The organism is Actinomycetospora sp. CA-101289, from assembly GCF_050955895.1.
Taxonomy (GTDB): Bacteria; Actinomycetota; Actinomycetes; order Mycobacteriales; family Pseudonocardiaceae; genus Actinomycetospora.
Genome location: NZ_CP192093.1, coordinates 105,691 through 128,100 on the forward strand (window position 1 = coordinate 105,691; position 22,410 = coordinate 128,100).

Consider the following 22,410-nt stretch of genomic DNA (forward strand, 5'->3'; position numbering starts at 1 on the left):
GACACCCCCATGCGCATCTTCGACCTGGGCGGCCGCGCCGCCCTCGGCATCGAGGACAAGGCCGTGGACATCGAGACCGCCAGCGACGGCCGGTTCACCGCGGACATCCAGGAGCTCTACCCGCGGTGGGAGGAGTTCCGTACCTGGGCCGCCGGGTTCACCGGCGGCCCCGACCGCGAGGTCGTGCCCACCGCGCTCGGGGCGCCGGTGCCGCGCCCGCCGCAGGTGTTCGCCATCGGCGTCAACTACCGCGACCACGCCGCCGAGACCGGCATCGACCTGCCCGAGCGGCCCATGGTGTTCACCAAGTTCCCCGCCGCGGTCACCGGGCCCTACGACGACATCGTGCTGCCCTCGGAGAACGTCGACTTCGAGGTCGAGCTCGTCGCCGTGATCGGGCGCCGCGCCCGCAACGTGCCCGAGTCCGAGGGGTGGTCCTACATCGCCGGCCTCACCGCCGGCCAAGACCTCTCCGAGCGCGCCGTGCAGCTCGCCGGACCCGCACCCCAGCAGTACAACATCGGCAAGTCCTTCGAGGGCTTCGCCCCGATCGGCCCGGTGCTCGTCACCCCCGACGAGCTCGACGACCCCGACGACATCGAGGTCTCCTGCCACCTCGCCGGCGAGCAGATGCAACACAGCCGCACCAGCCAGTTCGTCTTCACCATCCCCCAGCTGGTGGCCTCGCTGTCCAGCGTCCTGCCGCTGCTGCCCGGCGACCTCGTCTTCACCGGCACCCCCGGCGGGGTCGGCTGGCTCCGCGAACCCCGCCGCACCATCGGACCCGGCGAAGAACTGGTCACCACGATCAGCGGCATCGGCGAGATGCGCCACCGCTTCGTCTCGGCCGGCTGACGGCGCCGTGGGCGCCGTGGTGCTCGCCGCCCATCCGCCGCAGTATCCTGCGCTATAACTGATCAAGCCTCACTGGAAGGACCTCGAGTCCATGTCCGCGCATGACCCGATGGTCCGCCGCATCGAGGACAGCTCCCTGGCCGAGCGGGTGACCGCCGAGCTGCGTCGAGCTGTCATCTCGGGGTCGCTTGCCCCGGGCCAGGAGTTCTCGCTCCGCGAGATCGCCGGCATGCTCGGGGTCAGCTTCATCCCGGTGCGCGAAGCCCTGCGCAGTCTCGAGAGCGAAGGCCTGATCACCACCCGCCGCGGGCGGAGCGCACAGGTCACCCCTCTCGACGCCGACGACCTCGCCGCGGTCTACCGCCTGCGCCGCGTGGTCGAGCCCGAGATCGCCGCGCGGTCCTGCGTCCTGCTGTCCGATAGCGAGCTCGACGCCCTCGGCGGCGAAGCGCACTCGTTCGGCGACGAGGCTCTCGGGATCGACGAGGTCTACGAGGCCCACCACGAGTTCCACCTCCGCCTGCTCGCCCCCGCGGCGACCGAGTGGGACAAGCGCATCCTCGGCACGCTGTGGCGCGCCGCCGAGCGATACATCCGTATCGGGTTCGGCAAGCTCGATCCCCAGCCGGCCGAGCACACCCGCAGGGAGCACGCCCACGAGGAGCTGCTCGACGCGTTCCGCACCCGCGAGCCTGACACCGTGCGGGCCGCCGTCAACCGCCACCTCGAGCACAACGAAGCCCTCGCTCAGAAGGCCCTCGACCTGCCCTGACCGCGTCGACGACGTGCCGCCAAGACAGCTCTGCCCGAACGAGGAGCGTGGCACGCCACGTGGCACGAAACGAGAGCGAGCGGCGATGCCCACGAGCACTGAGTGACGTCCGGCGAGGACGTTGTTGCTGGTGGAGGCCCTGGGCTACGTGAACGCCCATCTTTGCAAGGCGGGGGTTGAGGGTTCGATTCCCTTCGTCTCCACCCATTTCGACCTGCGAAAACGATGTCCACCGAAGACCGTCCGTGTCCGGACGTGGCACAAAGATGGGCGGTGCTCATCTGCTCGATACGTCGGGTGACCTCGCGGGGGATGAGGTGAGCGCCCTCGGCGAGCGTTCGTGAACTCCCCGCGGAGAGCGTCGAGAGGTCCGGTGCCGTTGGCGCCCCTGGAGCGGTCAGCCGTGCCCGCGCCGAAGGGCCACGGTGACCCGTCGACGGGGGATGCGCCGGCCCGTCGATCCCGTCCGGGTTGGATCATCAGGCGGCCCCGGACAGGCTCGAGATTCCGTCACCGAGCAGCTTGAGGCCGATGACGAGCAGCAGGACGCACATGATCGCGGTGTTGTGCGTGGCCATCCATGTCCGCAGCGACGTGAGGACGTGGGCGGATCGCGCGCCCAGCCCGACGTCGATCGCGAGCGGGACGGCAGGACCGACGGTGGCGAGGACGACGAACACGGCCAGCGCCACGGCCTGGCCGCCGGCGCTGGTCCCGGTCTGGGCGACGGCGGCCGCGGCGCCGACGGTGATGAGCAGGTTCTTCGGGTTCACCGCGGACAGCGCGACCCCGAAGCCGGCGGACTTCAGCGGGGTGAAGCGGTCGATCGTCGCCATCCACGCGGGAAGCGCCGCGTCGGCTGCGTCGCGGGGACGACGCCGCCACTGGATCAGGGCCAGCACGACGAGGGCGACACCGAGCACGAGCTTGACCACGTCGACCCAGGTCGCTGGACCTTGACCCTCGCTCGCCCCTGCCCCGCCCGACACGAGCAGCACGACGGTCCCGGCGGCGGCCAGCCCGACGACCCAGCCGAGGACGAACGCGATCCCGTTGGCGCGCCCGCGGGGGGTGGCGAGCATCAACACGACCGCGACGATCGGGATCGGGCTCAGCGACACCCCGACGGCGAGGGGGAGGACCGCGCCGATCGCCTCACCCACCGTCGCCGCCGGTGGTGATGCGCCGCATCGGTGGCTGGGTCCAGGTGCCGTCGACGACGGAAGGCTCGGGCCCGTAGAGCCGGAAGATCGCGGTGAACGGTCCGGGCGGGGCAGGCAGCCAGTTCGCCGCCCGATCCGGGTCGTCGGGGCGCGCGTGCTGCACGGTGAGGGTCAGGGATCCGTCGGCGTCGTGGACCAGGCCGGATGTGCGGTCCCCGATCGAGTAGCGGTCGATGGGGTTGTCGACGAGCAGGCGACTGGGCAGCTCGTACATGGTGATCGACCAGAACAGCTTGACCGGGGGGAGCGCGCCGGCGGGGAACCGGACCTCGTAGCTGTGGTCCCCGGTGAGGGGCTTCCCGTCGTCGTCGGCGATCCAGCCGACGTAGACGGCTTCCTCGACGTTGTTGCCGTAGATCCCCATCGCGGCGGCCGTGGCGCGGCGCAGGTAGTCGTTTCCGAGGGTGTCGCGACTGCCGAACAGGCCGATGGAGGAGTGGGTGGCGTGCATCGAGTCGGCCAGCGTCTGCCGCCCTTGCGCGACGCCGGCGTCGACGGCCGCGAGCTGGTCAGCGGTGAGGGCGCCGGGGTCGAACGATCGACCGGCGGCGATCCCGGCGCGGGCGAAGCGCGCCAGCAGGTCCGCCTCGGACGGGTCGGGTCGGCAGAACTGCAGTAGGAAATTCAGGTAGGCGATGAAGTCACGGGTCACGGCGGCCTGCTCGTCCCACGCGGGCCAGTCGACCGGTGGAGCGGGCGGGGGCGAGGGGATGCCGGCGATCTCGTGGAGCGGGGTCAGGGTGTACTGCTGCTGCAGGGCCTGGACGTTGGGCAGGTCCTCGGGCCCGTCGAGGGAGGTGCGGCCCAGGCACCCGATGAGCTCGGTCTCGGAGCGGAAGACCCCGTCGATGCCGTCGGGCACGGCGCCGTCCCAGCCGGGTCCGGCGAACAGGTAGCGCCCGCCGGCGCGCCCGGTGCTCAGCACCCCGACGTAAGCGAAGTTGTAGGTGAACAGGTCGAACCACTGGAAGGTGACGTAACGCTCGCCCGGCACCGGCGGCATCGTCAGCACCCATGGCTCGGCCCGCAGGTCCAGCCAGGCCCACGAGTACGGGGTGTCGTTGTTCGCGGTGACGATGTCGGTGTCGGCCGGGGTGTAGACGCGCGAGTAGTGCCGGAAGCGCCCGAAGCCGCCGACGTAGCCGGGGAACGCCGGGTCGAGGGCCTGCTCGTGGAGGGTCTTGTAGTTGAACAGCATCGGGTAGGCGTAGACGAACGCGTCGGCGACCGTGGCCTGCAGTTCGTCCGGTCCGGCGTCGATCAAGAGTTCCTCCTGGGGTCAGTCGAGGGGTCGGCGCCCAGGCAGGCGACGGCGGCGTCGACCTCGGCGAACACGGGCGGAGTTGCGCCATCGGTGGCGCGCAGCACGTCGCGGACCTGACCGATGTCGCGGGCGACGACGAGGGTGACGCCCCGGGCGGCGAGGGTCGCGGTGAGCTCCACGAGCATCCGCGCGGCGGTGACGTCGACGAACGGCACCGAGCGGGCGTCCAGGACGATTCCGTACACGCCGGGCCCCGCGGCGGCGCGCAGGGCGTCGCGGACGTGGTCGGCGTCGGCGAAGAACAGGCCGCCCTCCACCCGGAGGACCACGACCCCGTCGGTCGGTGCGGCCTCCGGGTGACGGTCGCGGTCGATCCAGAGGTCGGGGCCCTCGGGGGCCCGGCCGAGCTCGGCGACGTGGGGGCGGGACGCGCGGTAGAGCAGCAGCAGCAGCGACAGGGTGATGCCGAGGAAGAGCCCGGGCAGGGTGTCGAACACCAGGACGCCGAGCAGGGCGGCGACCGCGGCGGCGAAATCGGCGCGCGCGGCCAGCCCGTAGATCGACCCGAGGCGCCGCGTCCACATGCGGTAGAGGGTGACCAGGGCGCGCACGTCGATGAGTTCGACGACCGCGGCGATCACGATCGCGGCCAGCGCCGGTTCCGGGAGCCGGGTGAACAGCCCGGTCAGGAAGAGCAGGGTGACGACGGTGAGCACCGCCGCGACCAGGCCGGATGCCTCGGTGCGGGCGCCCGCGGACCCGTTGACGGCGGTCTTGGACAGGCTGCCGTTGACCACCATCCCGGATGCGAGCCCGGACCCGAGGTTGGCGGCGCCGAGCCCGAGCAGCTCCCGGTTCGGGTCCACCTCGTAGCCGTGGCGTACGGCGTAGGTCTTGGCCGCACCCAGCCCCTCGGCGAACCCGATCAGGGCGACCCCGAGCGCGCCGCCGGCGAGCTGGAGGTAGGTGCCGATCGGGACGGCGGGCAGCCCGAGCGGGGGGAGTCCGGCGGTGATCGGGCCGACGACGTCGACGCCCTGCCGGTCGAGCCCGAGCGTCCACACCAACGTGATGGCCAGGGCCACCGCGACCAGCGATCCGGGCACCACGGGCAGCCAGCGCCGCAGCGCGAGAACCACCACGAGGGTGCCGAGGCCGATCGCCGCGCTGCGCAGGTCGGCGTCGCCGAGGTGGGTCACGAAGTGCCAGAGCTGGGCGAAGAAGTCGCCCTCGCCCTTCTCCACGCCGACCAGCTTCGGGAGCTGGCCCACGGCGATCGTCAGGGCGAGCCCGACGATGAAGCCCTTGAGGACGGGCTCGGAGATGAAGCTGGCGAGGAACCCCAGACGGAACGCACCGGCCACCACCGCGACGAGCCCAACGGTGATCGCCAGCGCGGTGGTCAGCGAGACCGGGTCGAGGCCACCCCCGCCGACGTCGGCGACGACGCTCGCGGAGAGGGCCGCGGTGGCCGCCATCGGGCCGACGACCAGGTGCTTCGAGGTCCCCACCAGGGCGTAGAGCACGAGAGCGGGGACCGCGGCGTAGAGGCCCACGACCGGCGGGACGCCGGCGATCGTGGCGTAGGCCAGGGACTCGGGCACCAGGACCGCCCACACGGTGGCGCCGGCGACGAGGTCGCGACGGACCCAGGCCGGGCGGTACCCGTGCAGCGAGGGGGCGATCACGCGATCAGGCCGGCGTGATGTCGCCGAGCTTCCAGCTGCGGTCGAAGTAGCTCTCCAGCGGCCCGTACAGCCGGAAGTACGAGAACCAGTGCCGCCCCGGGATCGTCTGGACCCAGTTGTCCTCCCGGCCCGGCGGCGCGGTGGGTGCGAAGAACACGTCCACCGAACCGTCGTCGTTGGCGACGAGCTCACCGTCGCGGGACCCGCGATCGCCGCGCTGCTGCTCGTTGTCGATCAGGCACCGGGTGTCGACGTCGTAGACCGTGACCGACCAGAACAGCTTCGCCGGCACGCCTGGCGGCACGTGCAGGGTGTAGTCCGCGCCGCCCTCGAGCCATCTCCCGTGCGCGTCGGTGTAGGCCCCGAGGTAGGCCTGGCCCTGACCGGGGGTCTGGCTCTTCATGGCTTCGGAGAAGCTGACCGCCTCGTAGAACCACGACGCCCGCTCGAGCAGCTCGTCGTGGCCCTCGCCGCGCTGCGCGGAGTTGGTCATCTGCACCGCGAGGTCCCACTGACGGTCGGGCCAGTAGGTGGCCCCGGGGAAACGCTTCGCGAACGTGTTGGCCTGCGCCATCAGTTCGCCGACGCGGGTGGCCTCGGTGAGCAGCGCCGCCGTGCGGGCGTCGGGGTCGAAGGCACGGCCCTTCTCGATCCCGAGCTGGCGCAGCATCGCGAGGAAGAACCGGTCGCGCTCGTCGACGATCTCGCGCTGGTAGACCTCGTGCAGGCGGACCCAGTACTCGAGTCCGCGGGGCTGGTCACCCGACCACTCCCGCCCGTCCGGGGACACGATCCGCGTCTCCGGAGCCTGCCGGCCGTCGAACGGAGTGATGCGGACCGTCGCGACGAGCGCGTCGGCCTTCTGCGGGTCGGGCTCGAGGGCCCGGGAACCGAACATGATGTTGTTGCCGGTCGCCCGGTGCACGTAGAGGTCGGACGTGTCGTCGGGGACGGGTTCGCCGGGCGGCACGACGAGGTGCCGGCCACCGCGCCCCTGGTCGGGGCCCATCTCGCCGAGGATGCCGAACTCCCGCTGCCAGAAGTCGGAGAAGCCCCCGGCGGTCGGGCCGGGTCCGACCTCGATGAGCAGGGGCCCGGTCTCGCCCAGGTCGATGAAGTTCAGGATGTAGGGCGTCGTCGCGTTCGCGGTGATCAGCCCGAGCCGGTCGCGGTAGGACAGGTAACGGACCAGGTCGTAGTTCGTGGCCCCGAAGACGTCACGGTGCTGGGTCTGCCACTGCGCGTAGGACACGAGCGGCAGCGACCACAGGTACGCCTGGACCGCCATCTGGTGGTCGAGCTCGTCGAAGATCAGCGGGAGGTCCTCCCGCCGCGGCAGCTCGCCGTCCATCTCGACCGCCGCCAGCCGCCCGGGGAACCCCTGGCCCTCGCCGCCCATCGCCGCCCCCCGTGTCCTCGTCGCGAGCCGGGTACGACGGCGGTGCCGCCGGTCGTGTGTCCCCGGACCGACGCTCGATCGTCCGTCGCATGATCGACCGCGCGATCGACCATAGAGCCGCGCGCCGATGCGCGGGCAGGACCAGTCGGCCGCAAGTCGGCCGCCTGCTGGCTGCTCCGAGTGATCGCCGGCCAGGTCGTGGCACGCCTCGTGGCACGAAACGAGAGCCAGCGGCGATGTCGAGGAGCACCGAGTGACGTCCCGCAAGGACATCGGTGCTGGTAGAGGCCCTGGGCTACGGGGTCGCCCATCTTGGCAAGGCGGGGGTTGAGGGTTCGATTCCCTTCGTCTCCACCCACGGTGACCTGCGAAGACGCTGGTTCGACCGAGCGAACCTCGACCGACGTGACACGGTTCGTGACGCGAGTGGCCCTAGCTTCCGCGTCATGGCGAAGGCCAAGAACCCCCGGAAGCGCGAGCGGGGGACCATCGACGAGCCCCGAGTGGAGCCCTGCGCGTACGGGTGTACGCCGGGCAGGACCCGGTGACGAAGCGCCGGCACGACCTCGTCGAGGTCGTCGCGGCCGGGCCGAAGGTGTGGGACCGGGCCGAGGAGGTTCGTCAGGGGTTCCTCGCCGACAGCCGTCGGAGGCGCAACCCACGGACCTCGGCGACGGTCGACCAGCTGCTCGACCGCTACCTCGAGCAGCACACCGGCGGCCCGCGCACGGTCGAGGGCTACCGGGAGTACGTGGCCAAGCACGTCCGTCCGTTCATCGGCACGTCGAAGGTCGGTGCGATCGACGCCGAGATCCTGGACTGTCTCTACGCCGAGATGCGGCGGTGTCGGGAGCACTGCCGCGACCGCCGCGGTGTGGACCACGGACGAGCTTCCCGCACCAGTGCGACCGGCGTTGCCGACGCACCGGTGCCGACCTCTCGGCGATGCGACGATCCGCAAGAATTCACTACGTGCTCAGCGGTGCCTACAAGCGAGCGGTGCGGTGGCGATGGGTGGGCTCGAACCCCATCGACCAGGCCGAGCCACCACCGGTGCCGACGCCCGACCCGCAGCCCCCGACGCCCGAGGAAGCGGGGCGCCTCGGCGCCGAGGCGTGGGGCCGCGACCCCGACTGGGGATGGTCGTCTGGCTGACGATGGTCCCCGGCGCCCGCCGTGGCGAGGGTTCTCGAGACGCGACGGCCTCCTCGGCTCAGTGCGGGTCAAGTCGCGCACTGGTACCCGACCCCGACGTCGGGGACGCGAATGGTGCCGGGCTCGCCCGGCTCCTACCGCCGAGCTCCGGCCGGACACCGGGTGCCGGCCCCTCACATCGGGCACCACCAGCGGCGACTGAGATGCGGGACGAGAGGAGTGTTCGGGGATGCTCGACGACGTGTCCGACCCGGAGGAGCTCATCGGGTCGAGGGTGACCGGCAACCGAGGGACCGACCTCGGCGAGGTCGATGCGGTGTACCTGGACGAGGAGACCCAGCGCCCGGAGTGGGTGGCCGTGACCACCGGCATGTTCGGCGCGGACGTCTCCGTGGTGCCCCTCGCCGAGGCTGCCTACCGCGACGGTGTCCTGCGCCTGCCCTACACCCGCGACCAGGTCCGCAGCGCCCCGCACCAGCCCGCCGACCGCCAGCTCACGCCCGAGGACGAGCTGATCCTCGTCGGTCACTACGGGACCGACCACACCGCCTCCGGGCACCTCACGCCGGACCGGCGCCAGGAGTGAAAGTGCGGAGGGTGAGGGCTGTCGGTCGAGCTGCGTCACGCACCGTGGGGTAGTTTCCGCGTCCTGGTTGATGCCTCAGCCTCGCCCCTCGGCTACCCGCCGAATCTCCTCGAGGTCGGAGTCCTTTGACCGCCGCACCGGCCACCGTCCGCACCCGGCGCGCTGTCGACGACGGCGGGGCAGACGAGCCGCACGACACGCGTCACGCCTGTGTCGAGGTCCCTCTCGACGACGTCGACGGCGTGGTCATCACCCTGCACGGAGACTTCGGGTGCCGTGACGTCGCTCTGCTCAGCGGTCACCTGCACACCGAGCTCGACGCGTCGCCGGCCCGGATGGTGGTCGACCCGAGTCGGCTACGGTTCGGCGAGGCCGCGGTGGGGCAGGTCCTCGCAACCGCTCAGGAGCGTGCGGAGGCCGCTGGCACAGCGCTCCGCCTGATCGAGTCCGCCCACCACACCGGGGGCGACCGGTGACCGATGAGGCGCCGAGGGACGCGTTGCCCGACCTGAGCGGCTTGCGCGACGCCGTGGCGCTCGCGCTGCGCGGACCCGATCCCGTGGAGGCGATGCGGATCGTCTGCCGATCGACGGCAGAGGCGTTGCTCGTCGACGGCGTGGCGATCTCGACCATGAGCGGTACCCGCCACCGGGAGACGCTGTGCGCGAGCGACGACACCGCCGCCGAGCTCGAGGAGCTGCAGTACAGCCTCGGGGAAGGACCCTGCTTCGAGGCGTTCGACCTCGGGGTGCCCGTCCTGCTGCCCGACCTCGACGCCACGGCCAGCTCGCGCTGGCCGATCTATGCCTCCCGGGCCGTCGAGCACTCCCACGCCCGGGCGGTGTTCGTGTTCCCCTTGAGGTTCGGGTCGCTGCGGATCGGCACGCTGAGCACCTACCGCACGACCCCGGTCCCACTCGAACCCGAAGCCCTCGCCGCCGGGGCCGAACTGGCCCAGACCGCGGCCTTGGTGCTCCTGAGCCTCCAGGATCCGGCCGGCACCGCCGCCCAGGTCCAGCGTGAGGCCTCGGCAGGACACCTCGGAGTGCGGGTGGCGAGGCACGACAAGGTGCACATGGCTGCGGGCATGCTCGCCGAGCAACTCGACCTGAACCCCGACGACGCGTTCGACCGGCTGCGTGGGCACGCGTTCGTCGAGAGCCGGCTGCTCGTCGACGTGGCCTCGGACGTCCTGGCCCGCCGGTTGCGGTTCGATCAGGAGCCCGATGGGGCCGGTGACGCTGCGGGCCCGCCGGAGCAGTGACGTCACGGCCCGTAGCGATGTGCGGGTTCGCCCGGTCGGTGATGACAGAGACGGCCGCTGCTCACGTGGTAGGGAGCGGCTGGGCGTCGCCACGAAGTCGGCACCGGCAAGCGTGATGAGACCGGAATCGCAGGAGCACGGAGCACGGCCCTCGCGGGTACGCTCGCTTGCCTCCAACTGCGTGGGGGCTCGCGGGGGATCCAGGGCGATGGTTCCCCGGCAGTCCCGCGACGCCGAGCTGCTCTACAGCTGGCCCGTCCTGCTGGTGCTCCACGACGCCGACGGCGTCTGGCACCTCCTGCCGACCGTTCCGGGCCACGCCCGCGAGGTCGCGTCCGGCTCGCCGCGACGTTCATCGTGGACGCACCTGGCGTCGATGGATGCGACCCTCCACGAGCTGGCGGGCCTGCCTCGGGGCTGGCTCGCGGCACGGGAGCACGGCGGGCGGCCCTTACAGCGCCAGCCCTACTGAGTCCCGACCGCTCGCCCGCCGGCAGGAGGCCCGCGACGTTCCCCTTCAACCGGCACACACTCGCCCGGGACCACCCGACGACCGGCGCCTGGTTCGGTCGTCGATGTGGCGGTGGCGCGACCCCGTGGGGGTGGAAGCCTCCCGGGGTAGTGGAAGCCTCCCGGGGTCAGTGGAAGCCTCCCGGGGTCAGAGGCCCGGTTGCGATCTGGATGCGGACGCCAGCAGCGTTGAGGTCGGGCCGGGTACGCCGAGGCGCACCCGGCCCGTAGCGATCAGCGTTGTCAGCGCTTGGAGGAGCCGATCTTCTGACCCACCATGCCGCCCGCGGCGGCCGCGAGGACGGTCAGGCCGAGCGCGAGCGCGGCCCAGCCGGCGCCCTGGTGGGCGGCCTGCAGCGCCTGCGCGGGGTCGATCTGGCCGGCGGCCTGGCCGGCCTGGCCGGCCTGCTGCTGCAGCGCGGCGTTCTGCGCGGTGGCGTTGGAGAGGTTGCCCAGCAGCGCTCCGGCACCGAGCAGTCCGGCGCCGAGGATGGCGACGATGCCGACGGCCCACGTCAGAACGCCGTGGAGCAGGCCCTCGTCGGAGTCGCGGGAGGCGGCGGTGGAGCCGGCCATGAGCCCGCCGACGAAGAAGGCGACGAGGGCGAGCACCGCACTGACGATGCTGGCCGTGGTGCTCTGGCCCTCGCCGTTCACCCCGAGGTCGATGATGCTCAGGGCGAAGAACAGCAGCTGCAGGACGAGGTAGACGGGCAGCGCGACGACCACCCCGGCCCAGACCGGGCCCCAGTGCACGCGATCCTGCAGGCGGGCGCGGGCCGGGGTGTCGGCATGTTGGGTGCCCCGCGTCGACGGAGCGACTTCGTGGGTGTTCTGTCCGGTCTCGTAGGCAGTACTCATGAGCACCTCTTCAGTTCGGGTGGACGCCACCGACCCGCGCAAGCAGGTGCTCGCGTTGGTGGTGTGTCGGGGGATGAGGGTGCGCCTGCTCTTCGGGTTGAACTTCGACGTCACCGCGCCGCGCGCTCGGTCTGGCGATCCGCAGCGGCGAGCGAGGCTGCCCAACGCCACGTCTGGTCATACCGATCGGCCGCCCGGAGTGATGAGCGACGCCGCGGTCTTCCCACATGTGCACCCGATCACTCAGCACGCCCAGAAGCCCTATCACGGCCTCCGCCGACCTCTCGTGCCCCGAATCGGTCGGACGGTCGTGGAGCCCGTGACCGGCCTGCTCTGCGGCGGCCATCGCGGTCATGAGCCGGGCGCCGCGATCCCGGTCTCGCGGTGGGACGCGAGGGCGACCGACCGATGCCACCTATTGGACGAGGGCGGCGGAGTCGGCCGGGCGCCATGGCACACGTCGTCGGCGCACCGTCGGCCGTGCGCATCGACACGTTCTGTGAGTGTCGTGTCAGCAGCGTTCGTGGCGGAGACCGATTGGTCCGCCGAGGACTCGCTGCGATACTCGGCGGGTGGATGTGAGGACCCGCAACCGCGTGACCGTGACCGGTCGCGGGGGCTGCCCCACGCTCCTGTTCGCCCACGGCTTCGGTTGTGATCAGTCGATGTGGCGCCTGGTGACGCCCGCGTTCGAGCGCGACCACCAGGTGGTGCTCTTCGATCACGTCGGGGCCGGTGGCTCGGACCTCTCGGCCTGGAGACCCGACCGGTACGCCTCGCTCGAGGGGTACGCACGGGACGTCCTCGAGATCTGCGAGGAGCTCGACCTGCGCGAGGTCGTGTTCGTCGGACACTCGGTGAGCGCGATGATCGGCGTGCTCGCCGCCGCCCGGGAACCCGACCGCTTCGCCGGCCTCGTCCTCGTCGGGCCGTCACCCCGCTACCTCGACGACCCGCCGTACCGGGGCGGCTTCGAGGCCGCGGACATCGCGGAGCTCCTCGAGTCGCTGGACAGCAACTACCTGGGCTGGTCGGCGGCGATGGCTCCGGCGATCATCGGCAACCCCGAGCGGCCGGAGCTCGGGGAGGAGCTGACCAACAGCTTCTGCCGCACCGACCCGTCGATCGCGCGCCACTTCGCGCGGGTCACCTTCACCTCCGACAACCGTGACGACCTCGCCCGCGTCGGCGTGCGCTGCCTGATCCTCCAGTCCCGCGAGGACGTCATCGCCCCGCTCGAGGTGGGCGAGTTCGTGCACTCCCGGATCCCCGACAGCACCCTGGTCGTCCTCGACGCCACGGGTCACTGCCCGAACCTGAGCGCGCCGGACCAGGTCGTCGCGGCGATGCGCGCCTGGCTGCCGGCTGCCGCGGTCGCGTGACGTGGGTCCGGCCGACGACATCGACGGCGCGCGCGCGGAGCGCCTGCACCGGGCGGAGCTGACCGAGACCGCCGAGGACCTCTACGACAACGCCCCGTGCGGCTACCTCTCCACCACGCCCGAGGGGTACATCGTGCGGATCAACGACACGCTCCTGCGATGGCTCGGCTACGCGCACGACCAGGTGGTCGGTCGTCTCCGCTTCGCCGACCTGCTCACCATCGGCGGCAAGATGTACCACGAGACCCACTTCGCGCCCCTGCTGCTGCTCCAGGGCTCCGTGCACTCGGTGGCGCTGGAGATCCGCACCGTCGACCGGCGCCGCCTGCCGGTGCTGGTGGACGCGGTGGTGAAGAAGGCTCCCGACGACACGCCGTCGCTGGTGCGGATCATGGTGGTCGACGCCGCCGACCGCCGCGCCTACGAGGAGGAACTGCTGCGGGCCCGTCGCCAGGCGGACCTCGAGAGGGACCGTCTGCAGCAGCTGGCCACCACCCTGCAGCGCACGCTGCTGCCACCGGCGCTGCCCGGCGTGCCCGGGCTCGACATCGCCGCGTACTACCACAGCGCCTCGCTCGAGGAGATCGGCGGAGACTTCTACGACCTCTTCCCCCTCGCGCACGACCGATGGGGGTTCTTCCTCGGCGACGTCTGCGGCAAGGGTCCCGGTGCGGCGGTGTTCACCTCCCTGATCCGCTACACCCTGCGAGCCGCCGCGGTCTACGACAGCGACCCCGTCTCGGTGCTGACCACCCTCAACACCAGCCTCCGGCAGGAGCGCGGCGCGACCTCCACGGGCTGGTGCACCCTCGTCTACGGCGTGCTCGTCCCGGCAGACCCCGGTTTCACCCTGACGCTGGCCAGCGGCGGCCACCCGCCCGCGTTGGGGCTCCTCCGCGGCGGCGGCGTCGAGGCCGTCGACACCGTGGGCGGGCAGCCCGTCGGGCTCCTGGCCCGGCCTCGCTTCCGCGTCGCCACGACGACGCTGCGGCCGGGCGACGGGCTGCTGCTCCACACCGACGGACTCTCCGAGGCGCGGCGCCCGGACGGCAGCATGCTCGACGAGGGCCTTCCCGAGCTCGTCGCCGCACTGCCCCGCGGGACGGCCCGGGGTGTCGTCGACGCGCTGGCCGATGTCCTGGCCTCGCTCGGGGCCGGGCTGGGTGACGACGCGGCGATCATGGTGCTCAGCGCGACCGACGCGACGGAGGAGGCGGCGACGTCGGACCTCTCGTCAGGGCGCCGTGAGTCCGGAGACTCCCGGTGTGGCCTACCGGAGGCATCGACCTCGTGACCCTTGGACACCAGCGCGTGCCTCGTGCCCGTCCCGTTGCTCGCCAGGACGCGTGAGCCCTCGCTACAGGGCGTCCTAGCCGGACGACTCGGCGGCCCTTGCCCGCCGACGTCGTCGACCTCGGGCCGCGGACGTGACGTCCAGGCCCGTCGACGTCGCCTCGGCGACGCCGTGGCACGAGAGGGGGCGGTGCCGGTGGAGACGCTGGTCGACGGACGAGCATGAACCAGCAGCTGGAGGAGCTCGCCGAGCAGCTCGACGCCAACGGGTGGGCGGCCGAGCTGCTCGACCACCGCTGGCACCTGGTGTGGGTGTCCGACGAGCTGTTGGCGGTGTACGCCGAGCGCGACGCCGAGCGCGACGCCGAGCAGGTCGGCGTGGGCAGCCACGTCCTCGCGGCGCGGGGGAGGGGTCTGGCACGAGACCTACCGCGTCGCCGCCGGACAGTACGAGGCCATCGACGCCGACATGCCCCGCATCGGCCTGGCCGCCGCGGGCGAGTACCGGCCCCTGGGAGCGGCGTCGCGCCTGCGGGACCGGATCGGCGACAGCGAGGCCGGCTGACGGCCCCGCACGGCCGACGAGGACCCGGATCGCTCCAGGGCGATCCGCTAACCGCCGTCGCCGTCCGGCGGGGGCCCGCCTCGGAACCCGGGTGAGCCCGGACCGGAGATCGGCGTGGGGCTGAACGTCCCGGTCCACGACGCCGTCGAGCCCGAGTCCCCGATGCGGTAGACGGTCACCACGGACCCGGCCGCCACGGCGACGGCGAGAACCGCGATCACCACTGTCGCCGCGGTCCCACCGAGGGCGCCCGCGGCCCGTCGAGCGGGCGGCGCGGTCGTCGTGCCGGGCCCCTCCCGGCGCGCCCGGCCGATCCACCGGGCACGGACGGCGAGCACCACCGCGACGAGGGCCAGCCCGATCGCCCACGGCAGCATCGTGTCGCCGAGCTCCGCATGGGCCTCGATGAGCTCCGAATGCGGCAGTCGGTGCTCGAGCCACTCGCCGGCCTCGGTGGTCAGCGGGACGGCCACGAGTGTGATCACCGCGAGCCCGGCGGTCAGGCCTGCCCACCGTCTCCGGGCGGCCGGCCACACCGCGACCAGCACCAGCAGGAGCGACGTCAGTGGGACCAGCACGACGACCGCGTGCACGAGCAGCACATGAGCGGGCAGGCCGTTCACCGTCGACATGCGTCAGCCCTCCGGCAGCACCATCGGACCCACGGGCCCGAACGCCGCCGATCTCGGCGGCGCGCCGGTATGTCACACCACCCGGCTGAAGCGGTCCTGAAGCCGCGACAGCGGCCGCGCCGTGCCCGACGGGTCAGCTCACCCGGGCTGCGGCGCGACGCCGACGGGCGGGCACCGCGACCTCGGTGAGCACGGCGACGCCGAGCAGCACCCAGCACAACTCCCACCCGGTGATGGCCCAGAGCGCGAGCGGGGCCGGCGGGCCACCGGAGGCGATGATGGCCGGGGTGAGCACGACCAGCGACCACAGTCCGACCAGCACCGGGGTGAACCGGTGCCACCCGCTCCAGCGGCGAGCGGTCAGCACCGCGATACCCGCTACGATCAGGCCGACCGCGCTGAGCAGGGGCGCGACCGAGAAGATCTGGTCACCGACGTCCGGGCTCACCGGATAGATCAGCTCGGCCGCGACCAACAGGACCTGGCCGATGACCGCTGCCCCCAACCCGATCCGGGCGAGCCACCCACGCCCGGTGGCGCCGCAGAGCGCGAGCGCGATCACCACGGCAAGCTCCCCGAGATGGATGACGGCCTGGGCCAGGAAGCCCCATGAGGGCTCCCAAGCGGTGAGCGCGCCGATGGCGGCGAACAGCGCCGCGAGCACGGTGATCACCACGCCGACCAGGGCGAGGCTCCGGGTGGTACGGATCGTGGGGTCCATGCTCACTCCTGATGGCTGGCACGAAGGTCGCAGACGGCGAACCGGGCCGCAGGCGGAGGACGTGGCGAGCATCCGGCCGTCTGTTAAGGCAACCTTAAGACTGTGAGTGACGACGAGCGAGGACCGTCACCCGAACAGCTCATCAACACCGCGGCGCTGCTCGGGCAGGCCTACAGCCGCCTCGGGCACCAGATCGTCGACGGCGTGATCGCCGCCGGGTTCCCCCAGCGGCCGGCGCACTCCGGGGTCTTCGCCCACATCGACCTCGAGGGCACCCGGCTGACCGTGCTCGCCGAGCGCGCCAACATGACACCGCAGGCGATGAAGGACCTCGTCGACGACCTGGTCCGCCTCGGCTACGTCTCCCGCCGCCCCGACCCCACCGACGGTCGCGCGAAGCTGGTGACCCTCACCGAGCGCGGCCGAGCCTGCATCGCCGCCAGCGTCGAGGTCATCGCCGGACTCGAGCGCCGCCTCGAGGCGCTGCTGGGCCCCGAACACCTCGCGACCATGCAGGACGCGCTGACCCGCATCCTGCGCCACCACTGGTGACCACGACCTGGACCTCGATGGCCGGCACGGAGACCGTGGCGTCGCGACCGGAGGACGTCCCCCGGTCGGCGGCTCCATCGCTGCCCGTCGGGTGCCGATGGGAGACGACGGACGCGGAGGGACCGGCCCTCCCGGCGCGGAGGAGGTCGACCCATCAGCGAGACGACGACACCCACGGCCGGTCGGCACCGGACGGCGACGACGCGCCGGTCCCGTGGACCGCGGAGGAGGTCGTGGTGGGCTGCCACCAGCGTCTCGGTCGGCATCCTCGCGGCGGTCGGGGGGCTCGCCGTACCGGCACTGGCGGAGAGCGCCCCGGCGGCGAACCCCGAGTCCGGTCCCGTTGCGCAGGCCGCCCACGGTGAGGCCGTGGTCCCGGGCACGCCCTGCGCGGTGTCCGCGCGGGCCTGCGTCGACCTCGAGTCGCAGCGCGCCTGGCTCATCCGCGACGGCCGGGTCGTCCGCGGTCCGATGACGATCTCCTCCGGCGGCGAGGGCTCGCCGACCCCCGTCGGGCACTCGTTCCGCGTCTACCGCAAGGACGAGCACCACGTGAGCGGCGAGTCGACGACCCGGGAGGGCCGGCCGGCGCCGATGCCGTACTCGGTGTTCTTCGCCGACGGCGGGATCGCCTTCCACGGCGGCGACCCGAGCCGGTCGTCCGCCGGCTGCATCCGCATGGAGATGCCGGACGCCGAGGCGACCTTCGGCGAGCTCCGGGAGGGCGACAAGGTCCAGGTCGTGAACGCGTCGCAGGAGGCCGCATCCCGCGGCGCGTGACCCCTCACCTGCGGAAGGAGCTCCTCGCCGTCCACCCGACACCCGGCCCCGCGCGAGGGCCCGACGAACGCGGTGATCAGAGGGCAGGGCAAGACGGCCCAGACCAGCGTCGGGGGGACAACGGGGTCTGGGCCGTCCCTGCTCGGCTCCTGCACCGACCGGGGCGGGGCGCGACGGTCGGGGCTCAGGAGGAGCCAGCTCCGCAACGGTCCACCCCCGGGTCGCCCCGAGTCAAGGTTCCTGACAGCCGGCGGCCAGGTCTCTCAGTCGTCTCGCGGCGTGCTCGTCCTCTGCTCGGGGATCAGCCCGGTCAGGTCGGCCGGTGCGGGGTCGCCTCGTCCCGTCGCTGCCCACCCGTCGAGGTCGGTCACCGACCTCAGCACGCGGGGACGGATCACCGGTCGGTGGGCGATCACATCACGGGCCACCTCGATCACCGATGTCCCGGCCAGCACGGCGTGGACCTTCAACGCCTGTGCCGCCTCGTCGAGAGAGATGCCGCGCAGGTGGGCCAGCACCCGCTCCGCTTCGCGCAGGTCTCGTTCGACCCGCAGCCTGTCCCTGTCTCGCCCGGTCCGCGTCACGGTTCCCCCAGCGGCTCGGTCCCCCACCCCTCGCGGGGGACGTGGCCGGCTGGGTCCGGGCCGACCCCGCCCAGGGTGCCGCCGATCCTGTGCAGTGTCGACCAGGTGGCGGGGGCGCGTCCGGCGTCTCGGTCAGAGGTCGGCGCGCGCAGCCTCCCGGTCGATGCCGATCCGGCGCCCACGTCGCGCGGCCGGGACGCACAGCTCGCGAGGGATGGTCAGCTCCCGGTCGACGACCCGGCGGGCGACGGTGTGCAGCAGCTCCCCGGTCATCGCCGCGTACGCGCGCAGCCCGCGGTAGGCCTGGGGCCGGAGACCGTGATCGCGCTCCGCCGCCTCGTCCGGCGCTGGACCCAGGCCACGGTCGTGGACGAGGAGGTCGGCGAGTCGATCGTCCTGGCCGTCGACGAGGCGGTGAGCAACGTCGTCGAGCACGCCAACCGTGACGTCGCCGGAGACGTGCACGTGCTCGCCTTGCCGCGGCCCTGCGGGGGTGGGGTCGCGGTCGTCGTCGAGGATCAGGGGATCTGGTCGCCCCCGGCCGCCGATCCCGGTTTCCGTGGCCGTGGGCTCGCCCTCATGGGCGCTCTCGGACCACCACTCGGTCGCCGGGTCCGGTGGCGGCACGACCGTCCGGATGTGCTGGCAGACCCTCGTCGCGAGCTGAGGCGGTTCGTCGCACGACGCCGACTACGGCCACGCAGGAGGTCGCGACGGTCGTCCGGAGACGGCGGGTGTCGGTTCGGACTCGACGGCGAGCACCGACGTGAGCGGGCCGGAGATGAACCGGCTGGTCGCGGTGAGCTCGCCGTGCTCGCCCTCGACCGGCACGAGCTCGGCGAATCCGAAGCTGTGCCCGTCGACCTCGAACGTCTGCTCATCCACCTCGTGCCACCCGTCGGCGAGGAGCACGCGGGTCACCTCGGGGTGTCGTTCTCGTGGCGTGGCGCTCATCGGGCGGGTGGGCCTCAGTCTCGACGGTCGTCGCGCCGGGTGGCGCGGCGACGGTGGCGGCGCATCACGCCGAGCCCGAACCACACCAACGCCCCGACCAGCGCCGAGACGAGGGTGAGTAGCCAGAGCGGCCAGGTGAAGCTCCAGAACAGGAACGACAGCGTGATGCGTTCGGTGTTCTGGACCATGAAGACGACGAGCAGCCCCAGCCCGATGAGGGACGCGACGGCTCCGCCGCTGACCCGGAGTCCTCGTCCACCCGCGGCGCCGGCGGCGCCGGGGGGCCTCTGCTGGACCATGGGTTCCTCCTCCGTGCTCCGCGTCCTGCGCTCAGCCTGGAGGGCCCGCCGGGCACGGGCATCACCCGAACGGGACGAAGGGACCGGTCCCTCCGCTATCCCGGCGAGCCCGTCGTCGTGGGGGACGCGGGCCGGTCCGCCGGCCGGACGGGAACGGTCGCCGAGGCCTGCTCGGCTTCCCGGGCGAGCGCTCGTGCTTCGGCGTTGGAGCTGTAGTCGGCGAGCTCCCTCATCAGGGCGCGACGGATCTTCGGCTGCTGGGACAGGGCGACCGCGAAGATGGTCAGCAGGATCCACATGCCGATGCTGCTGAGCACGATGAGGATCGCCGGGAGGACCACACTGCCCATCCGCTGGGCCAGTTCCTGGGCCGCGAACACCCGTAGGAGCAGCATGATGTTGACCAGGTAGCCGACGAGGTAGGCGACGGTGAAGGCGACGAGGAACGGCTTGAGGGTGCCGGACCTCCTGCGGTTCCTGATCGGCTCGTCGCGGATCGGCACGACCACTGACAGGACGTTGCCCACGCCCAGCCACAGGACGATCAAGCAGATCATCAGCGCGCAGGCCTTGAAGAACGCTCCGAGGTCTCCGGCCCGCCAGGCGAGCAGGCCGCTGAGCAGGAAGCCGATCGGGGTGACCAGGCAGAAGAGGGCGAGGTTCTTGACCACGAGCAGGTGCCAGAGCCGGGCGCCGCTGTCGAGGGCGGCGCGGACCCGCATGGCGTCGAAGCTCATCGCGTTGAGGCAGACCGAGCCGCCGATGACGAACGAGATCGCCAACAGGCCGAGGTAGGGCAGGTACGGCTGGCCCCGGTCCCAATTGAAGATTCGGATGAAGCCGAGGTAGCCCAGGCCCAGGGCCAGCCCGACGGCGAGGCTCGTGAGGATCGAGCGGGGCTTGCGCGCCAGCATGTAGCGGATCTCGCCGCCCAGCCCGTGGGCCAGTGCCGGCCCGTGGCGGGCGACCGCGTTGCGGCCCTGCAGGGGGACGTGGCCGTCGACCGCGGCCGCTTCCGGCTCCGCCTCGCCCGCATCGAGACGGGCGAGGCGCGCGTCGAGGACCGCCAGATGAGCCTCCAACAGGGCCAGCCGCGCGACCGTCACCGCGGCCACGGCGTCGGCCTCGGCCTGCACGGCGTCCTCGAGACCCGTGTGTGCCCGTGAGGCGGACGTGTCACCACCGGCCGGTTCCCGGCCGGCGGGGTCGATCTGGAGGACGGCCTCCCTGCGTCGGGCCCACCGGCCGGTGAGCGCGGTACCCGGGCTCGCCCGCCGTTCCAGATCGCGCTGGTCGTCGAGCGCGTGCCGGACCCGGCGCTGCAGAGCTTCGACGTCGCCGCGTTCCTTCCACTTCGACGCGAGCGCAGCCCGTTCCGCCGCCCCGGCGCGTTCGACGAGCTCGGTCAGGTCATCAACGGCGGACATCGCGGCTCCTGCCACCAGGGGGCGCGGCCGTCACGGACGGCCGACGTCCCGGCCCACGCCTCGGGCTCAGGGGGCGCTCCGCCGCAGGGACATCGCCAGACCGACGGCGGCGCCGCCGCGCAGGATGAAACCCAGGGCGATGACCAGGGCGATGACGCCGACGGCGGTCCCCGGCGAGAACAGCAGGACCAGCGCCGCGACCAGGCTGATGACGCCCATCGCGATGTTCCAGCCCCGGTGCTCCCGCGTCGAGGCCGCAGCGACGAGGTCGTTCACACCCGCGACGGCGAACCACAGGATGAGGCCCCAGACCAGCACCAGCACACCGGTGCCGGGCACGAACAGGACCAGGACGCCGGCGACGAGGGCGAGCACGCCGAACGCGACGAGCCATCCACGACCGGTCGCTCCCGCTCCGCCGCGGATCGCGGCGGTGATCTCGACGATGCCCTGGACGACGAGGCCGATCCCGAGGAAGACGGCCGCCGCCAGGATCGTGACACCGGGGAAGAACAGGGCCAGGACGCCGATGAGGATGCCGATGACTCCGGAGGCGGCGACCCATCCCCACTGCGGGGACGTCCTCGGGGCGAGTCCTCCGGGCGTGGTCCGAGCCGACATGGGTGCTCCTTTGGGCAGCGATCCTGTCCCGACGTGGGTTCGTCCACCGTGGTCCGGACCGTCGGCGCCCCCGTCATCCGTGGCGGGTGAAGGCGACGAGGACCTCGGAGCAGGCCGAGCACCCGACATGCGGAAGACGGCTCTCCGGCGGGTCTCACCGGTCGACGCCTCGGCCGGCCGCGGCGGCCGCCGCGTCCCCATCCGGGGCGGGTGAGGGCCGAGGGGGGTGCATCCCCAGTCTTCGAGCACGGGATGAGTTCCGACGTGCCTCGCTCCCGATCCGCGTCGTGGCCCGGCAGGAGCAACGAGGAGGCGGTCCGGATGGGACGTGGGAAGAACGGGGACGGTGGCGCGGGGCACCGAGCGGGGCACCGAGCACCGCGACTGCGAGACCGAGGTCGCATCGTCGGCGCCCCGAACCCCTCACCGGGCTTCGGGTTCCGCCGGGCCGGCACCGCTCAGGCGAGCCCGGCCACGGCTCACGGCGTCGACCACCGCCTGCAGCACGAACCCGAGCACGAGCAGGTCGGCGATCATCTGGATGGTCACCACGACCCGAGCCGGATCCGAGACGGGCGAGATGTCGCCGAACCCCACGGTGGCGAACACGGTCACGCTGAAGTACACCGCGTCGGTCCGCGACATCTCCTCGCTGAACGACGCCGGCTGCGCCTGGGACATGAGGGTGTAGGCCGCAGCGAACAGCAGCAGGAACAGGGGGATGAGCACCGCGAGGGTCTCGATCGCCCGCAACGCCGGGTACGGGGACCGGGCGATGCCCCGGAGCTGCCAGGCGGTCAGCAGGGCCAGGGCGAGGAGGCCGACGACCAGGCGGATGAACGTGCCGACGTCGACGGACAGGCGGAGGGGCACCAGGTAGAAGAGGACCACGATCAGGACGGCGACGACCAGCGCCCGGGTCAGGACGAGCACGAGCCGGACGCGCGAGGGTGCCTCCGGGGTGCTCATCGCGGCCGGCCGAGGTCGTCGGCAGAGCTCGCGCCGGTGTGCGGTGTCGTCATC

At 72.3% G+C, this 22,410-nt stretch carries 23 protein-coding genes and 2 pseudogenes; 12 read left to right on the forward strand and 13 right to left on the reverse strand.

The window, feature by feature from the left end:
- The first annotated feature begins 9 nt into the window (after positions 1–9).
- Together ACQPX6_RS00445 and ACQPX6_RS00450 are read left to right on the forward strand one after the other, a co-directional pair.
- The gene (locus ACQPX6_RS00445) at positions 10–855 is read left to right on the forward strand and encodes a fumarylacetoacetate hydrolase family protein (RefSeq protein WP_433784681.1); all 846 of its coding nucleotides are present in this window, start codon (positions 10–12) and stop codon (positions 853–855) included.
- 91 nt (positions 856–946) lie between these two features.
- A complete protein-coding gene (locus ACQPX6_RS00450) occupies positions 947–1,627 on the forward strand; it encodes a GntR family transcriptional regulator (RefSeq protein ID WP_433784683.1) in 681 nt (226 codons plus the stop codon).
- Positions 1,628–2,106: 479 nt separating this feature from the next.
- Here ACQPX6_RS00450 and ACQPX6_RS00455 read toward each other — a convergent pair whose 3' ends face one another.
- From ACQPX6_RS00455 to ACQPX6_RS00470, 4 genes are read right to left on the reverse strand one after another with little or no spacing between them, the layout of a single operon-like run.
- Positions 2,107–2,790, reverse strand: a complete 684-nt coding sequence (locus ACQPX6_RS00455; protein ID WP_433784684.1) for a GAP family protein — start codon at positions 2,788–2,790, stop codon at positions 2,107–2,109.
- Entirely contained in the window at positions 2,783–4,114 is a 1,332-nt protein-coding gene (locus ACQPX6_RS00460) for a DUF1254 domain-containing protein (protein WP_433784685.1), read from the reverse strand. The genes ACQPX6_RS00455 and ACQPX6_RS00460 overlap by 8 nt, the downstream gene beginning before the upstream one ends.
- Positions 4,111–5,802, reverse strand: coding sequence for a SulP family inorganic anion transporter (locus tag ACQPX6_RS00465; RefSeq protein ID WP_433784686.1), 1,692 nt, complete (start codon positions 5,800–5,802; stop codon positions 4,111–4,113). Before ACQPX6_RS00465 ends, ACQPX6_RS00460 begins: the two co-directional genes overlap by 4 nt.
- Before the next feature lie 4 nt (positions 5,803–5,806).
- Positions 5,807–7,201, reverse strand: coding sequence for a DUF1254 domain-containing protein (locus tag ACQPX6_RS00470; protein WP_433784688.1), 1,395 nt, complete (start codon positions 7,199–7,201; stop codon positions 5,807–5,809).
- A gap of 1,014 nt (positions 7,202–8,215) precedes the next feature.
- Here ACQPX6_RS00470 and ACQPX6_RS00475 point away from each other — a divergent pair.
- The 4 genes from ACQPX6_RS00475 to ACQPX6_RS00490 all read left to right on the forward strand — a co-directional run bounded on the left by ACQPX6_RS00475 (position 8,216) and on the right by ACQPX6_RS00490 (position 10,678).
- Positions 8,216–8,356 carry a hypothetical protein gene (locus ACQPX6_RS00475; protein ID WP_433784690.1) on the forward strand — a complete coding sequence of 47 codons (141 nt, stop codon included), beginning with the start codon at positions 8,216–8,218 and terminating at the stop codon, positions 8,354–8,356.
- A 229-nt stretch (positions 8,357–8,585) separates the two neighbouring features.
- Positions 8,586–8,942 (forward strand): PRC-barrel domain-containing protein, encoded by a 357-nt coding sequence (locus ACQPX6_RS00480; protein WP_433784691.1) that lies wholly within the window; start codon positions 8,586–8,588, stop codon positions 8,940–8,942.
- Positions 8,943–9,441: 499 nt separating this feature from the next.
- Positions 9,442–10,206: a GAF domain-containing protein gene (locus ACQPX6_RS00485; RefSeq protein WP_433784692.1), complete on the forward strand. Its 765-nt coding sequence runs from the start codon at positions 9,442–9,444 to the stop codon at positions 10,204–10,206.
- A gap of 208 nt (positions 10,207–10,414) precedes the next feature.
- Positions 10,415–10,678 carry a hypothetical protein gene (locus ACQPX6_RS00490; protein ID WP_433784694.1) on the forward strand — a complete coding sequence of 88 codons (264 nt, stop codon included), beginning with the start codon at positions 10,415–10,417 and terminating at the stop codon, positions 10,676–10,678.
- Between the two features lie 281 nt (positions 10,679–10,959).
- Here the strand turns inward: ACQPX6_RS00490 and ACQPX6_RS00495 are convergent, their stop codons facing one another.
- Positions 10,960–11,577, reverse strand: a complete 618-nt coding sequence (locus tag ACQPX6_RS00495; protein WP_433784695.1) for a hypothetical protein — start codon at positions 11,575–11,577, stop codon at positions 10,960–10,962.
- Positions 11,578–12,173: 596 nt separating this feature from the next.
- On the opposite strand from ACQPX6_RS00495, the gene ACQPX6_RS00500 reads away from it, so the two are divergent.
- From ACQPX6_RS00500 to ACQPX6_RS00510, 3 genes and pseudogenes are all read left to right on the forward strand, one after another.
- A complete protein-coding gene (locus ACQPX6_RS00500) occupies positions 12,174–12,959 on the forward strand; it encodes an alpha/beta fold hydrolase (protein ID WP_433784697.1) in 786 nt (261 codons plus the stop codon).
- Position 12,960: 1 nt separating this feature from the next.
- Complete coding sequence (locus ACQPX6_RS00505; RefSeq protein ID WP_433784698.1) at positions 12,961–14,253, forward strand: PP2C family protein-serine/threonine phosphatase; 1,293 nt, start codon at positions 12,961–12,963, stop codon at positions 14,251–14,253.
- Between the two features lie 405 nt (positions 14,254–14,658).
- Positions 14,659–14,817, forward strand: a pseudogene (locus ACQPX6_RS00510) (monooxygenase family protein); the annotation flags it as partial.
- A gap of 47 nt (positions 14,818–14,864) precedes the next feature.
- Here ACQPX6_RS00510 and ACQPX6_RS00515 read toward each other — a convergent pair.
- Together ACQPX6_RS00515 and ACQPX6_RS00520 are read right to left on the reverse strand one after the other, a co-directional pair.
- Positions 14,865–15,449, reverse strand: a complete 585-nt coding sequence (locus tag ACQPX6_RS00515; protein ID WP_433784699.1) for a DUF2231 domain-containing protein — start codon at positions 15,447–15,449, stop codon at positions 14,865–14,867.
- Positions 15,450–15,582: 133 nt separating this feature from the next.
- On the reverse strand, positions 15,583–16,125 hold the full coding sequence (locus ACQPX6_RS00520) for a hypothetical protein (RefSeq protein ID WP_433784701.1): 543 nt from the start codon (positions 16,123–16,125) through the stop codon (positions 15,583–15,585).
- A 147-nt stretch (positions 16,126–16,272) separates the two neighbouring features.
- Here ACQPX6_RS00520 and ACQPX6_RS00525 point away from each other — a divergent pair, with 147 nt between their 5' ends.
- Positions 16,273–16,722, forward strand: a complete 450-nt coding sequence (locus ACQPX6_RS00525) for a MarR family winged helix-turn-helix transcriptional regulator (RefSeq protein ID WP_433784703.1) — start codon at positions 16,273–16,275, stop codon at positions 16,720–16,722.
- Between the two features lie 369 nt (positions 16,723–17,091).
- Positions 17,092–17,502: a L,D-transpeptidase gene (locus ACQPX6_RS00530; protein WP_433784704.1), complete on the forward strand. Its 411-nt coding sequence runs from the start codon at positions 17,092–17,094 to the stop codon at positions 17,500–17,502.
- A 263-nt stretch (positions 17,503–17,765) separates the two neighbouring features.
- Here ACQPX6_RS00530 and ACQPX6_RS00535 read toward each other — a convergent pair whose 3' ends face one another.
- Positions 17,766–18,086 (reverse strand): hypothetical protein, encoded by a 321-nt coding sequence (locus tag ACQPX6_RS00535; RefSeq protein ID WP_433784706.1) that lies wholly within the window; start codon positions 18,084–18,086, stop codon positions 17,766–17,768.
- Positions 18,087–18,452: 366 nt separating this feature from the next.
- Between ACQPX6_RS00535 and ACQPX6_RS00540 the strand changes: the two are divergent.
- A pseudogene (locus ACQPX6_RS00540) lies at positions 18,453–18,617 on the forward strand (ATP-binding protein); the annotation flags it as partial.
- 159 nt (positions 18,618–18,776) lie between these two features.
- Here the strand turns inward: ACQPX6_RS00540 and ACQPX6_RS00545 are convergent.
- The 5 genes from ACQPX6_RS00545 to ACQPX6_RS00565 all read right to left on the reverse strand — a co-directional run bounded on the left by ACQPX6_RS00545 (position 18,777) and on the right by ACQPX6_RS00565 (position 22,356).
- Positions 18,777–19,007 (reverse strand): hypothetical protein, encoded by a 231-nt coding sequence (locus ACQPX6_RS00545; protein WP_433784708.1) that lies wholly within the window; start codon positions 19,005–19,007, stop codon positions 18,777–18,779.
- A gap of 47 nt (positions 19,008–19,054) precedes the next feature.
- Positions 19,055–19,339 (reverse strand): lipopolysaccharide assembly protein LapA domain-containing protein, encoded by a 285-nt coding sequence (locus ACQPX6_RS00550; protein WP_433784710.1) that lies wholly within the window; start codon positions 19,337–19,339, stop codon positions 19,055–19,057.
- Between the two features lie 95 nt (positions 19,340–19,434).
- Complete coding sequence (locus ACQPX6_RS00555) at positions 19,435–20,766, reverse strand: hypothetical protein (protein ID WP_433784711.1); 1,332 nt, start codon at positions 20,764–20,766, stop codon at positions 19,435–19,437.
- Between the two features lie 66 nt (positions 20,767–20,832).
- Entirely contained in the window at positions 20,833–21,387 is a 555-nt protein-coding gene (locus tag ACQPX6_RS00560; RefSeq protein WP_433784713.1) for an HdeD family acid-resistance protein, read from the reverse strand.
- A 423-nt stretch (positions 21,388–21,810) separates the two neighbouring features.
- Positions 21,811–22,356 (reverse strand): potassium channel family protein, encoded by a 546-nt coding sequence (locus ACQPX6_RS00565; RefSeq protein ID WP_433784715.1) that lies wholly within the window; start codon positions 22,354–22,356, stop codon positions 21,811–21,813.
- Positions 22,357–22,410 lie beyond the last annotated feature (54 nt).